The sequence below is a fragment of the Rathayibacter sp. PhB1 genome, from assembly GCF_004362935.1.
GTDB classification, from domain to species: domain Bacteria; phylum Actinomycetota; class Actinomycetes; order Actinomycetales; family Microbacteriaceae; genus Rathayibacter; species Rathayibacter festucae.
In genome coordinates this window covers 1-14,551 of record NZ_SNYD01000011.1, presented here as the reverse complement: position 1 = coordinate 14,551, position 14,551 = coordinate 1, and the positions used below count along the sequence as shown (strand labels likewise).

Sequence of the window (14,551 nt, the reverse complement as noted above, 5' to 3'; positions counted from 1 at the left end):
AGGGTCTCGATACGCCGCTGCGCGGCTACTCGACCAGCATGGGGCGCGCGGCCCCGAGCATGCGGGCTCTCCTCCATGCTGATCGAGTAGCCCTCGCAGAGGGCGTATCGAGATCCACCACCGTCCGAACGCGAGGTCTCGATACGCCGCTGCGCGGCTACTCGACCAGCATGGGGCGCGCGGCCCCGAGCATGCGGGCTCTCCTCCATGCTGATCGAGTAGCCCTCGCAGAGGGCGTATCGAGATCCACCACCGTCCGAACGCGAGGTCTCGATACGCCGCTGCGCGGCTATTCGACCAGCATGGGGCGCGCGGCCCCGAGCATGCGGGCTCTCCTCCATGCTGATCGAGTAGCCCTCGCAGAGGGCGTATCGAGATCCACCACCGATCGGACGCGGGCCCGTCGTCCCTCGAGGCCGGTGCGTTCCGCGCCACTCGGCGGCCGGAACGGATGTGCCTGGCTAGCGTTCTCGCAACAGATCCCCCCAGGGCTCGTGCAGACGCATCCTCAATACCGGGGGGCCTTCTCTTCGACTCCGGATCCGCGCTCTGCGCGGGCCGGGTCTCGATACGCCGCTGCGCGGCTACTCGACCAGCATGGGAGCGCGCGGCCCCTGCTGTGCATGCGGCCCCGCCTGCATGCTGATCGAGTAGCCCTCGCAGAGGGCGTATCGAGATCCGGGGGACACGGTTGACCCCTGTGAAACGTCTCACGTAGGGTGGCGCGGGACCGGGGAAAGCGCATTCCTGCATCCCGGACCATCGATGCCGAGGGATTCAATGCCGAATTCACGTCCGTTCCGTCCGACCACCGCCGCCGGGGCGCTCCGCTCCGGCCTCGGCCTCGCGCTCGCCGCGGGGCTCGCGCTGACCGGGGCCGCGCCTGCGTCCGCGGAGACCGCAGCACCACCCGCCAATCCCGTCCTCACCGCGCAGCTGGAGGACCTCGATCGCGGGGTCGTCGCGCTCGCCTCGCCCGACGGGGGCGTCTTCGTCAGCTGGCGGCTGCTCGCGACGGAGGTGACCGGCTCCTCCGACAGCGGGATGGTCGGCGCCGACTTCGCCGTCTACCGCGGGGCGGAGCGGATCGGCGTCGTCACCGACAGCACCAACCTGCACGACCCGGAGGGCGCGCCCGGCGACGAGTACCGCGTCGTCCCGCTCGTCGACGGCGAGCTCGGCGAGCCCAGCGCGGCGGCCACCGCCTCGGCCGACGCCTTCGAGACGCTGCCGCTGCAGAAGCCGGCCGACGGCGTCACTCCGGCCGGCGAGGCCTACAGCTACAGCGCCAACGACATGAGCGTCGGCGACATGGACGGCGACGGCGACTACGAGTACGTCGTGAAGTGGTACCCCTCGAACGCGAAGGACGTCTCGCAGAAGGGCTACACCGGCAGCACCTACCTCGACACCTACGAGGCCGACGGCACGCTGCTGCACCGCATCGACCTGGGCGTGAACATCCGCTCCGGCGCGCACTACACGCAGTTCCTGGTCTCGGACTTCGACGGCGACGGCCGCTCCGAGATCATGACGAAGACGGCCCCGGGCACGACGATCCTGCCCGGCGGCGACCCCGCCCGCGCCGAGTCGATCACGCTCCTCCCCGAGGACGTCGCCGCGGGCGTCACCCCGCAGGACGACTACCGCCTCTCCGCCGCCGGCTACCGCGAGCACCTCATCGAGGTCTTCGAGGGCTGGGGCACCCGCGAGGAGGTCACCTCCGGTCAGTGGCCCGCCACGCTCGAGGAGGCCTTCGACATCGCGCCGACGCACGACTACCCGCTCGATCGCGCCGGGGCGACGGAGCTCGCCGACTACTTCATCGACGTCTACGCGCCGAGCCGGAGCGATCGCAACGACCTCACCACCTTCGAGGGCTTCATCCTGAGCGGCCCCGAGTACCTCACGGTCTTCGACGGCGAGTCCGGCGAGGAGCTGCAGACCGTCGCCTACGAGCCGGCCCGCGGAGACGACGGCCTGCTCTGGGGCGACTACGCCTACTCCCGGATCGAGCCGGGCAACCGCAACGACCGCTTCCTCGCGGGCGTCGCCTCCTTCGACGGCGAGACGCAGTCCGCCGTCTTCGCCCGCGGCTACTACACCCGCGCGGTCGTCGTCGCCTACGACTGGGACGGCAGTGAGCTGTCGCAGCGCTGGGTCGCCGACAGCGGCCACGTCCCGCTGACCAACCCCTTCAACGACACCCCGCACGGCCGCGAGGGCACCAGCCCGGAGTGGGCGACGCTCACCACCCAGGGCTTCCACTCGCTCAGCGCGGCGGACGTCGACGGGGACGGCCGCCAGGAGATCGTCTACGGCTCCGCCACCCTCGACGACGACGGCAGCCTGCTCTACAGCTCCTACGACACCCTGCCCGAGGGCAGCAGCGCGCCCGGCACCGAGGCCAAGCTCGGCCACGGCGACGCGATGCACGTCACCGACATCGACCCGGCGAACCCCGGGCTCGAGATCTTCTCCGTGCACGAGGGCGGAGTCGGCGCCCCCTACGGCTACGCGCTGCGCGACGCGGCCACCGGCGAGGTGCTCTTCGGCGCCTACTCCGGCAAGGACACCGGCCGCGGGATGATCGGCGACATCGACCCGGCGATCCCCGGCCAGGAGGTCTGGGCGATCGGAAAGCTCTCGGCGAGCGGCGAGCCGCTCGACGGCGGGGATCCCGCCGCGCAGCCCGGCACCAACCAGAGCATCCGCTGGGCCGCGGACATGACCACGCAGATCGTGGCCAGCACGACGATGCAGGACGCGACGCCCGTCACTCCGACGATCGTCACCGGTGACGGCACAATGCTGCTCTCGGCCGACGGCACGGTCACGAACAACGGCACGAAGGGCAACCCGTCGCTGGTGGCGGACGTGCTCGGCGACTGGCGCGAGGAGCTGCTGCTGCCCACGAGCGACTCCACCGCGATCCGGATCTACTCGAGCACCGAGGTCACCGACCGCAAGCTGACCACGCTGATGCACGACCCGCAGTACCGGGTCGAGGTCGCGCGCCAGCAGACCGCGTACAACCAGCCGTCGTACACCTCGTACGGCCTGGCGAGCGACATCGACTGGTCGACGGTCCCGGTGCTCGCGCAGGTGGGTGCGCCCCAGCCGACGCCGGAGCCCACGCCCACGCCTGAGCCCACCGGCACGCCCGTGCCGATGCCGACCGAGACCGCGCCGCCCGTGGTCCCGGCGCCGGGCGATCCCGCGCCCGGCCGGCCCGCGCCGCACGCGCCCGCGCCGGTCGCCGGCCCCGACGGCGACCTGGCCGCCACCGGCGCCGACCTGTCGCTGCTGCCGCTCGGAGCGCTCGCGCTCCTGCTCGGCGGCGGGGCGCTGCTGCTGCGCCGCCGCGCGACGCCCCGCGCGTAGCGAGCCCTTGCTGGTCGAGTAGCCGCGCAGCGGCCTCCATGCTGGTCGAGTAGCCGCGCAGCGGCGTATCGAGACCCGACGTCCTTCCGACGGAGGATCTCGATACGCCCGCTCCGCGGGCTACTCGATCAGCATGAAAGACGCCCTCTGCACGACTACGCGGTCCGCATGAAACAGGCCGCCCTCAGCGAGGGCTGCTCGATCAGCCGAGAACGCGCGGCCCGCTCCGCGGGCTGCCCGATCAGCATGAAGAGACCCGCCCCTCCCCCGGGAGGCGGCGGGTCCTCGGCGTTAATGCACGATCGTTACCGAAGGGGCCGGAACGCTGTTGCGTCACAAGAATTGTTCACGGTAACATTTTGCCCAGGACGCAACCGGACGTGTCACTGCACGACGGGCGTCCACCGCACATCCTGCACTCACTGCACCTCGGGCGCCAGGCCCGCACTGCACTCATCACATCCGGGCCCCTGGGCCCGCACCCACGGACGCTCCCGCGCGTCCGTGATCTCAAGGAGGAGATCCATGTACAACACGAGGCGTTTCGGCCAGTTCCTCGGTTTCGCAGCAGTCGGCGCACTCGCGCTCGGCCTCGCCGGCTGCTCCGGCGGCTCGGACACGGCGGCAGGCGGCGGAGGCGACGACGTCACCACCATCGGCTTCGTGGCCGTCGGCCCCGAGGGCGCGTGGCGTCAGGCGAACGAGACCAACATCGAGGAGACGTTCACCGCCGACGCGGGCTACGACCTCAAGTACGCCCCCGCCACCAACGGCGACCAGAAGTCGCAGATCGACTCCTTCACGTCCTTCGTGGACGAGGGCGTCGACATCATCCTGCTGTCGGCCACGGAGGGCTCCGGCTGGGAGGACTCGCTCGAGCGCGCTCAGGAGGCCGAGATCCCGGTCATCCTGATCGACCGCGGCATCGAGCCGGACAACAGCGACCTCTACGTCACCCGCATCGCGCCGGACAACATCGCGGTCAGCACCTCGGTCGCCGACTGGGCGAAGACCGCCTTCCCCGACGGCGCCAAGTACTTCACCCTCGAGGGCCCCGCCGGTGTCTCGGTCGTCAACGAGCGCAACGAGGGCTGGGACGAGGTCATCGGCGCCGACTCCGCCTTCACCAAGGTCGGCGCGCAGACCGCCAACTGGTCGACCGAGGAGGCCAAGAGCGTCTTCGAGACCGTCCTGAAGTCGAACAACAACGACGTCCAGATGGTCTTCGCCCAGAACGACGAGATGGGTCTCGGCGCGGTCCAGGCCGTCCAGGAGGCCGGCCTCACCCCGGGCGTCGACGTCAAGATCGCCACGATCGACGGCACCAAGAACGCCCTGCAGGCCCTCGCCGACGGTGAGCTCAGCTTCGTCGCCGAGTACAACCCGCTCTTCGGCGAGACCGCCCTCGACGCCGTCGAGAAGACCCTCGCCGGCGAGACCGTCGAGTCCTCGATCGTCGTCCCGAGCGAGACCTTCGACTCGCCCGAGGCCGCGGCGACCGCCCTGCCCGACCGCAAGTTCTAGAGAACACCTCTAAGCACCACACCCCCACCGGGAGCGACCGGGACCCCACCGCGGGTCCCGGTCGCTCCCACCTCCGGCGCAGAGCAGCGCCACTCGAGAACGGAACGACGCGACATGGCGGATTCGCCTCCGATCGTCGAGATGAAGAACATCTCGATCAGCTTCCCCGGCGTCAAAGCCCTCGACGGTGTCGACTTCCGCCTGTTCCCGGGCGAGGTCCACACCCTCATGGGCGAGAACGGCGCCGGCAAGTCCACCCTCATCAAGGCGCTGACCGGCGTCTACAAGATCGACAGCGGCGAGATCGTCGTCGGAGGGACGCCCCGGCGCCTCGCCGGCACCGCCGATGCGCAGGCGGCCGGCATCTCGACCGTCTACCAGGAGGTCAACCTCTGCACCAACCTCAGCATCGGCGAGAACGTCATGCTGGGCTACGAGGTGCGCGGTCCCTTCGGCATCAACTGGCGGGCGACCCACGAGGCCGCGAAGCGCGCCCTCGAGCGCCTCGGCCTCGGCCACCTCGACCCGCGCCGCCCGCTCTCCTCGCTCTCGATCGCGATGCAGCAGCTGGTCGCGATCAGCCGCTCCACGGTGAGCGACTCGCGCGTGCTCATCCTCGACGAGCCGACCTCGAGCCTGGACGCGAACGAGGTCGAGAACCTCTTCGTCGTCATCCGCCGCCTCCGCGCGGAGGGCGTCGCGATCCTCTTCGTCTCGCACTTCCTCGACCAGGTCTACGCGATCAGCGACCGCCTCACGGTGCTGCGCAACGGCACCTACGTGGGCGAGTACCTCACCCACGAGCTGGACCGCACCTCGCTGATCTCCAAGATGATCGGCAAGGACATCGCCGCCCTGCGCTCCCTCGACTCCGAGCGCGCGGACAGCGACCACCTCTACCGCGAGGCCCCGCTCTACACCGCGAAGGGCCTCTCGAAGAAGGGCTCCATCGAGTCCACCGACCTCACGCTGCACCGCGGCGAGGTCGTCGGCTTCGCCGGCCTCCTCGGCTCCGGCCGCACCGAGCTCGCCCGCCTGATCTACGGCGTCGACAAGCCCGACACCGGCGAGATCACGCTGCACGGCAAGAAGATCGACGTCCCGACGCCGACCGCCGGCCTCGCGCACAAGATCGCCTTCTCGAGCGAGAACCGCCGTGACGAGGGCATCATCCGCGACCTCTCGGTCCGGGAGAACCTCATTCTCGCCGTCCAGGCCAAGCGCGGCTGGGCCCGCCCCCTCTCCAAGAAGGAGAAGGACGAGATCGTCGCCAAGTACCTGGTCGAGCTCAACGTGCGCCCCGCCGACCCGGACCGCCCGATCAGCAAGCTCTCCGGCGGCAACCAGCAGAAGGTGCTCCTCGGGCGCTGGCTGGCCACCGCCCCGGAGATCCTCATCCTCGACGAGCCGACCCGCGGCATCGACGTCGGAGCCAAGGCCGAGATCCAGGAGAAGGTCGTCGCCCTGGCCGGCGAGGGCGTCGCCGTGGTCTTCATCTCGTCCGAGCTCGACGAGGTCGTCCGCCTCAGCGACCGCATCATCGTCCTCAAGGACCACCGCGTGATCGCGGAGATCCTCAACGGACCCGCTGTCACTGCGGAGTCGATCGTCACTACCATCGCCGCAGAGGGAGTCGTCGACGAGGACGTCGTCGTTCTCGAAGGCGCCACGCAGGAGGCCGCATCATGAGCAGCGACACGCGACCGGACCGGGGCTCGCTCCTCGCGAGCCTGATCCGCCGTCAGTACTTCTGGGGAGCGGTGGCCATCGTGCTGCTGCTGCTCGTCAACGTCGTCAAGGACCCGAGCTACCTCGGCGTCACCGTCAGCCCGACCACGGGCTACCTCGTCGGCAACGTGATCGACATCGCCCGTGCCGCCGCCCCGATCCTGATGATCGCGGTCGGCATGTGCCTGGTGGTCGCGACCGGCGGCATCGACCTCTCGGTCGGCTCGATCATGGTCGTCGCCGGTGCCGTCTCGATGGAGTTCCTCAACGCCCAGGGCGCGCCCGACTCGCTCGGCGCCGCCGCGGCCGCCTTCGGCCTCGCGCTGCTGGTCGCCGGAGTGCTGGGCGCCGTGAACGGCGTCCTGGTCTCGGTGGTGGGGCTCCAGCCCTTCATCAGCACGCTCGTCGTGATGCTCGCCGGCCGCGGCCTGGCGAAGGTCATCACGGGCGGCCAGAACACCGCCGCGACGAACGAGCCGTTCCGCTGGCTCGCCAACGGCTACGTCTTCGGACTCCCCGTCGTCTTCCTGCTCGCCATCGCGATCGTCGTGGTCGTCGGGGTCCTGGTGCGCCGCAGCGCGCTCGGCCTGATGATCGAGGCCATCGGCATGGACCCGAAGGCGGCCCGCCTCGCCGGCATCAACCGCCGCGGCCTGCTGATGACCGCCTACATCGGCTCCGGCGTCCTCGCCGGCGTCGCGGGCGTCTTCGCCACCGCGAGCGTGATGACGGTCGACGTCTCGCGCACCGGCTACCAGCTCGAGCTCGACGCGATCCTCGCGGTCGTGGTCGGCGGCACCTCCCTCGCGGGCGGCAAGTTCAACATCACCGGAGCGGCCGTCGGAGCGATCCTGATCGCCACCCTCGACAAGACGGTCGTCTTCCTCGGCGTCTCGTCCTCGGCGACGCCCGCCTTCAAGGCGATCGTCATCGTCGCCCTGTGCCTGCTGCAGTCGGAGCGGGTCCGCTCCGCCTTCAAGAACCGTCGCGAGGCGCGCCGCAGCGTCCCGCAGAAAGAGGCGATCCCCGCATGAGCGCCGTGCTGACCCGACCCGCCCCGCCGGCGAAGTCGAACCGCTCCTCCGCCACCTCGTGGCTGAGCCAGCACCTCGACAAGCTGCCGACCCTCGCCGCCCTGGTCATCTTCCTGGGCATGATCGTCTACGGCGAGGTCGCCTACGGGCGCATCCTGCAGGCGAGCACGATCTCGAACCTGCTGATCAACAACGCGCACCTGATCATCCTCGCCGTGGGCCTCACCTTCGTGATCCTCACCGGCGGCATCGACCTCTCGGTCGGCGCGGTGATCGCCTTCAGCAGCGTGAGCGGCGTGCTGCTCATCAACAGCGGCTGGAACCCCTGGCTCGTGATGCTGCTGATGGTGCTGATCGGCTCCGCGTTCGGCCTGATCTCGGGCGTGCTGATCCAGTACTTCAACGTCCAGCCGTTCATCGCGACCCTCGCGATGATGTTCCTGGCCCGCGGTCTCGCCTCGATGCTGAGCACGGTCCCGGAGCGCCTCCCCGAGGACTCGGCCGTGCTGTCGCTCGCGACGCCGATGAAGCTGATCGACGGACCGAAGGTCAACGACTTCGTGATCAGCCCCGGCGTGATCATCGCCGTGCTCGTCGTCGCCGCCGCGTTCTTCGTGCTGCACCGCACCCGCCTCGGCCGGACGGTCTACGCGATGGGCGGCTCGGAGCCGTCGGCCGCGCTGATGGGCCTGCCCGTCGTCCGGACCAAGCTGCTCATCTACGTGATCAGCGGCACCCTCGCGGGCCTCGCCGGCGTGGTCTACACCGCCCGCCTCGGCAGCGCGCAGAACATCACCGGCACCGGCTGGGAGCTCGACGCCATCGCCGCGACCGTCATCGGCGGCACGCTGCTCACCGGCGGCGTCGGCTTCGTCCTCGGCTCGGTGATCGGCGCCCTGGTCCTCGGCCTGATGAACGTCCTGATCACCCGCGACGGTGGCATCCCGCCCGAGGCGACCACCATCATCACCGGCGGCATCCTGCTCGTCTTCGTGCTCCTGCAGCGCGCGGTGATGGCCCGCAACCGGACCTGACGCCCGCCGCCCGACGCCCCGCGCCAGCCTTCGACCATACCCCCTTGTCTGCTTTGACAAGGGGGTATGGTCCGCTACCGTGGTCAAGGAAGTCAAGCAGCGCGAGGTCGAGCGGTTCCTCGAGTCCTGCGGATGGCGACTCCTCCGCGAGAAGGGTCCGCACAACGTCTGGGGCTCCCCGGACGGCACGCAGGTCCTCGCGATTCCGCGGCACGGCAAGGTGTCTCCGGGAGTCGTCCGCCAGGTCATCAAGGCCGAGCCGGGCAGTCCGGCGGGCTGGCGATGACGGACCGCAACAGGAGCGAACGGCATCGCGGGGAGAGGAGGAGGGCGTCATGACCAGCACGGACCTGCTGCGCACCACGGAGCGCTCCTTCGATGCCGTAGTGACCCGGGAGGGCCGCTGGTGGATGATCCACGTCCCCGCCCTCGACGCGGTGACGCAGGCGCGGTCGCTCCGAGAGGTGCCCGTCATGGCGACCGGTGTCGTCTCGGCCCTCCTCGACGTCGAGGAGGCGGAGCTGACGATCCGCCTCTCCTACGAGCTGCCCGCCGAGGTCGCGACCGCGTGGCACGAGGCGGAGATCCTGCGCACGCAGGCCGAGGAGGCCGAGGACCGCGCCGCCGCCCTGCGCCGTGAGGCCGTCCGCACCCTCCTCAGCACGACGCACATGAGCCAGGCCGACGCCGGCGTGATGCTCGGCCTCTCGAAGCAGCGCGTCCAGCAGCTCGCGTCCTGAGCGCCGCTCGGACCCCGCTGCGCCTCGCCCGGCCCGCGATCGAGGCGCGTGGAATCCGCGAGGAATGCCCGTCGCGTTGACGTCAACATCGTGTTACCGTGAACATCTCCGGTGCGTGCCGGACCCTTTCCCTTCAGCAATGGTGCCGAACAAGGAGTTAGTGCGATGAAGCCCTTCCTGCGACCGGTCGTCCTCGTGACGGCTCTCGCGCTCACCGTCCCGCTGCTGACGGCGCAGTCCGCCGCAGCCGCTCCGGCCGATGATCTCGTCCTCCGCTACGCGCTCGACGCGACCAGCGGCACGACCGCCGTCGACAGCTCCGGCAAGGGCCGCGACGGTGTCCTCTCCGGCGGCGCGGTCGCCTCGGGCGCCGCGGGCGTGACGCTCGACGGCGTCGACGACTTCGTGAAGCTGCCCGACAACGTGCTCGCCGGCCTCAGCTCGATCACCGTGAGCACCGAGGTGCTGGTGAAGCCGAGCCAGGGCACGCCGTACTTCATCTGGGGCCTCGGCAACACGACGAACAACGCGGGCAACGGCTACCTGTACACGACGGGCAACAGCTACAAGACCTCCATCGCCACCGGCAACTGGACCACCGAGCAGACCGTGAACTCGGGAGCCGACCTCGCCCGCGGGGTCTGGAAGACGCTCACCTACACGCTCGACGACGCCTCCGACACCGCGCGGCTCTACCTCGACGGCGCCCAGGTCGCGCAGCAGACCGGCGTGACCATCACCCCCGGCGCGATCGGCGCCGGCAGCACCACCGCGAACGCGATCGGCCGCTCGGTCTACACCGGCGACAAGTTCCTGGCCGGCTCGGTGCGCGACTTCCGCATCTACAGCAGCGCGCTCAGCGCCGCCGACGTCGCGACCCTCCAGGCGAGCGACACCACGCGCACCACCCGCGACGCCGCCGCGCTGACCCTCGGCGACCTCTCCGCCGTCACCGCGAACCTCACCCTGCCGACCACCGGGCCCAACGGCTCGGCGATCGCCTGGTCCTCGAGCAACGCCGCCGTCGTCTCCTCGAGCGGAGTCGTCACCCGGCCCGCCACGGGCACCGCCCAGGCCGTGCTCACCGCGACCGTCACCCGCGGCTCCGCGACGCAGACGCGCACCTTCACCGCCACCGTGCCCGCGCAGGACGCGAACGCCGACGCGCAGAAGGCGCTCGACGCGCTGAGCATCGTGAACGCCGGCGACGTCCGCGGCAACGTCACGCTGCCCGCGAAGGCCGGCGCCTACGACGTCACCTGGGCCTCCTCGAACACCGCCGTCGTGAGCACCACCGGCGTCGTGAAGCGCCAGGCCGCGGCCACCGCGGTCACCCTCACCGCGACGATCGCCGGCACCACCGCCACCCGGAAGCTCCCGGTCACCGTGACCGCCGCGCCCGCTGACCTCGACACCGAGTACGACGCCGGCTACCTCTGGACCCACTTCGCGTCGACCGACTACGAGAAGATCTACTTCGGCTCCAGCACCGACGGCCTGCACTGGTCGAAGCTCAACAACGACAAGGCCGTGCTCGCCAACCTCGCCGGCACGCTCGGCGTCCGCGACCCGCACCTGGTCCGCTCCCCCACCGGCGACGAGTACTGGATCCTCGGCACCGATCTGCACGCCGAGGGCACCGCCGGCGGCGGCTCCTGGGACCAGGTGAACGCCAGTCAGAAGCTCGTCGTCTGGCGCTCCACCGACCTCGTGAACTGGGGCCAGCAGAACCTCGTCTTCGCCGGCGCGCCGAACGCGGGCAACGTCTGGGCGCCCGAGGCGATCTGGGACGAGGCGACCGGTCAGTACTACGTCTACTGGTCCGGCCGCGACAAGACGCAGGTGAACACGGACGACTGGGCGCTGCGCGTCTACGTCTCCACCACCCGCGACTTCCAGAGCTTCTCCACCCCGAAGGTCTGGCTCGACGAGAACTCGTCGACGAACAACGCCGACGGCCCGAACATCATCGACACCACCATCGCCGTCGAGAACGGCGTCTACTACCGCTTCTCCACCTCCGACTGGCGCACCGTCGTCGACAAGGCCTCGAGCCTCGCCGGACCGTGGACCCGCGTGATCGCCCGCGGCGAGGAGACCTCCCGCGGCCTCGCCGACCACCTCGAGGGCCTCACCGTCTACCAGCTGCCCGACGGCCGCTGGGTCGTGATGGGCGACTCGTTCGGCTACTCCGCCTACGTCACGGACACCCTCGCGGACATGCGGTTCACCGCCCTGCCCGTCGGCACCACCGGAGCGAGCACGTACTCCTTCTCGAAGCCCTTCCGCCACGGCTCCGTGCTGCGGCTCTCCAGCGCCGAGGAGGCCCGCCTGAACGCGGCCTACGGCGGCACGAGCACCGGCCCGACCCCGAAGCCGGTGAACGCGAAGGGCGAGATCCTCCGCTACACCTTCGACGGCGGCTCCGGCACGACCGTCACCGACAGCTCGGGCAACGGCCTGAACGGCACGATCGTCTCGGGCGGCACCTGGCAGACCGGCTCGGTGAAGCTCGACGGCACCGATGACTACATCAAGCTGCCGGACAACCTGCTCGCCGGCGTCACCGACGTCACCGTGCAGACCGAGGTCTGGATCGACCCCGCGCAGAGCGGCGCCTACTTCCTCTACGGCCTCGGCAACACCACCAACGGAGCGGGTGACGGCTACCTCTTCACCTCCGGCAACAACTACCGCACCAGCCTCACCACCGGGAACTACACCACCGAGCAGACCGTCTCCTCCGGCTCGGCCGTGCCCCGCGGCCAGTGGGCGCAGCTGACCTACACGCTCTCCGGCACCACCGCGACGCTCTACCTCGACGGCGTCCGCGTCGGCGGCGGCACCGTCACGGCCGACCCGAAGGACATCGGCGGCGGCACGACCACGGCCAACTCCATCGGCCGCTCGAACTACGACGCCGACAACCGCTTCCGCGGCCAGGTCCGCGAGTTCGCCCTCTACAACCGGGCGCTGAGCTCGGCCGAGGTGCTCGCCTCCTCCGGCAACACCACCGTGCTGGCCGACGTCACGCTCACCGGCGACGTGCTGAAGACCGCACCGATCGTCGACCAGGCGACCCGCACCGTCACCCTCCCGGTGAAGCCCGGCACGGACCGCTCGAAGCTGACCGCCACCTACTCCACCGCCGCGGGCGTCACCGCGAGCCCCGCCTCCGGCACCGTCCGCGACCTGCGCACCCCGCAGACCGTCGTGCTGACCCCGGCCGGCGGCGGAGCGACCACCACCTGGACGCTCAAGGCCGTCGAGATGAAGAGTCCCGTCCTCCCGGGCCTCTACGCCGACCCGAACATCGCGGTCTTCGGCGACACCTACTACCTCTACGCGACCTCCGACGGCTTCCCCGGCTGGGGCGGCAAGACCTTCTACGCCTGGTCGTCGAAGAACCTCGTCGACTGGACCCGCTCCGCGCAGCCGATCCTGACCCTCGACGGCGCGAACGGGAACGTCCCGTGGGCGACCGGCAACGCCTGGGCGCCGACGATCATCGAGAAGGGCGGGAAGTACTACTTCTACTTCTCCGGCCACAACGCGGCGCTCGACCGCAAGACGATCGGCGTCGCCGTGGCGTCGAGCCCGATGGGCCCGTTCACCGCGCAGCAGTCCCCGATGATCACCAACGGCGAGTCCGTGAAGTCCGGCCAGGCCATCGACCCGGCCGCGTTCACCGACCCGGCCACCGGCAAGAGCTACCTCTTCTGGGGCAACGGCGCACCCGTGTACGCCGAGCTCTCGGACGACATGCTCTCCGTCAAGGCGGGCACCATCAAGACGATCTCGGGCCTCACGGACTTCCGCGAGGGCGCGTTCATGAACCACCGCAACGGGCTCTACCACCTGACCTACTCGATCGACGACACCGGCTCCGAGAACTACAAGGTCGGCTACGCCACCTCGACGAGCATCGACGGACCGTGGACCTACCGCGGCGTGATCCTGGAGAAGGACCCCTCGCAGGGCATCCTCGCCACCGGCCACAGCTCGATCATCAACGTCCCCGGCACCGACGACTGGTACATCGCCTACCACCGCTTCGCCATCCCCGGCGGAGACGGCCAGCACCGCGAGACCACCATCGACAAGGTGACCTTCGACCCGACGACCGGACTGATGCAGAAGGTCGTCCCGACCCTCACCAGCGTCAGCCCGCAGACGGTGCCGACGGCGGCCCCCGCCATCACGGCGACCGCCACCGCCTCGACCCGATGCGTGCAGGGCAAGGTCGTCCTCTCGGTCGTCGCGACGAACCCGAACGCCTTCCCGGTGAAGATGGTCGTCACCTCGACCTCGGGCTCGAAGACGTTCGCGGAGGTGGCCGCCGGCAAGTCCGTCACCCACTCCTTCACGACCCGCACCGCCGCGCTGCCCGCCGGCTCCGCGACCGCCACGGCCACCGCGTTCGTCGCGGGCAAGCCCGCCACCGCCACGGCCACCGCGCCGTACGCGGCGGCGAGCTGCGGCTGACGCGCTCGCCCCTCCCACCGACCTCACCGACCACCCGACACCACCGACCCCACACCACTGAACCGGACGGCGACGACGCCGTCTCGAGAACGGAGAACACCCGCTATGAACACCCGCTCCTTCCTCCTCCGCGGAACCGCCGGCATCGCCGGAGGCCTGCTCCTGCTCGGCGTCGCCGGCACCGCCTTCGCCGACGAGCAGCAGGGCGCCGACGACGTCGACGTCAACGTGCAGATCGCGCCGCTCACCGGCGGCGGCGCCCTCTCGATGACCGTCGCGAGCGACTCCACCGCGCTGACCGAGAACGGCTCGAACAGCGTGGTCCGCCAGTTCACGGGCACGCTGCCCACGGTCACCGTCACGGACACCCGCGACGCCGCGGACATCCCCGCCGGTGCCGGCTGGTACGTCCTCGGAACCGCGAGCGACTTCACCTCGTCGACCGGTGACATCATCGGCGCGGAGAACCTCGGCTGGGCGCCGAACCTGATCGACGGCGGCGACTCCGGCCTGGTCGCCGAGGGCGACGTCGTCGACACCGCCATCGACGGCGGCCCCGACGGCGTCGGCCTCGTCGACCAGGAGCTCCTCGCCATCACCAACGACAGCGCCGGAGTCGCCG

At 70.3% G+C, this 14,551-nt stretch carries 9 protein-coding genes; all 9 read left to right on the top strand.

What is annotated here, in order from left to right:
• Positions 1-780 precede the first annotated feature (780 nt).
• Positions 781-3,384, top strand: coding sequence for a rhamnogalacturonan lyase (locus EDF17_RS19030; RefSeq protein ID WP_243732978.1), 2,604 nt, complete (start codon positions 781-783; stop codon positions 3,382-3,384).
• A 525-nt stretch (positions 3,385-3,909) separates the two neighbouring features.
• A complete protein-coding gene (locus EDF17_RS19025) occupies positions 3,910-4,908 on the top strand; it encodes an ABC transporter substrate-binding protein (RefSeq protein WP_123446517.1) in 999 nt (332 codons plus the stop codon).
• Between the two features lie 114 nt (positions 4,909-5,022).
• A complete protein-coding gene (locus EDF17_RS19020) occupies positions 5,023-6,597 on the top strand; it encodes a sugar ABC transporter ATP-binding protein (protein WP_123446516.1) in 1,575 nt (524 codons plus the stop codon).
• Positions 6,594-7,670: an ABC transporter permease gene (locus tag EDF17_RS19015; protein WP_123446515.1), complete on the top strand. Its 1,077-nt coding sequence runs from the start codon at positions 6,594-6,596 to the stop codon at positions 7,668-7,670. The genes EDF17_RS19020 and EDF17_RS19015 overlap by 4 nt, the downstream gene beginning before the upstream one ends.
• Positions 7,667-8,704 carry a sugar ABC transporter permease gene (locus tag EDF17_RS19010; protein WP_123446514.1) on the top strand — a complete coding sequence of 346 codons (1,038 nt, stop codon included), beginning with the start codon at positions 7,667-7,669 and terminating at the stop codon, positions 8,702-8,704. Before EDF17_RS19015 ends, EDF17_RS19010 begins: the two co-directional genes overlap by 4 nt.
• A gap of 79 nt (positions 8,705-8,783) precedes the next feature.
• Positions 8,784-8,990, top strand: a complete 207-nt coding sequence (locus EDF17_RS19005; protein ID WP_123446513.1) for a type II toxin-antitoxin system HicA family toxin — start codon at positions 8,784-8,786, stop codon at positions 8,988-8,990.
• A 49-nt stretch (positions 8,991-9,039) separates the two neighbouring features.
• On the top strand, positions 9,040-9,444 hold the full coding sequence (locus tag EDF17_RS19000; protein ID WP_123446512.1) for an antitoxin HicB: 405 nt from the start codon (positions 9,040-9,042) through the stop codon (positions 9,442-9,444).
• Between the two features lie 165 nt (positions 9,445-9,609).
• On the top strand, positions 9,610-13,929 hold the full coding sequence (locus EDF17_RS18995) for a family 43 glycosylhydrolase (protein ID WP_123446511.1): 4,320 nt from the start codon (positions 9,610-9,612) through the stop codon (positions 13,927-13,929).
• Between the two features lie 105 nt (positions 13,930-14,034).
• A partial coding sequence (locus EDF17_RS18990; protein WP_133672164.1) for a hypothetical protein occupies positions 14,035-14,551 on the top strand: 517 nt, incomplete at its 3' end.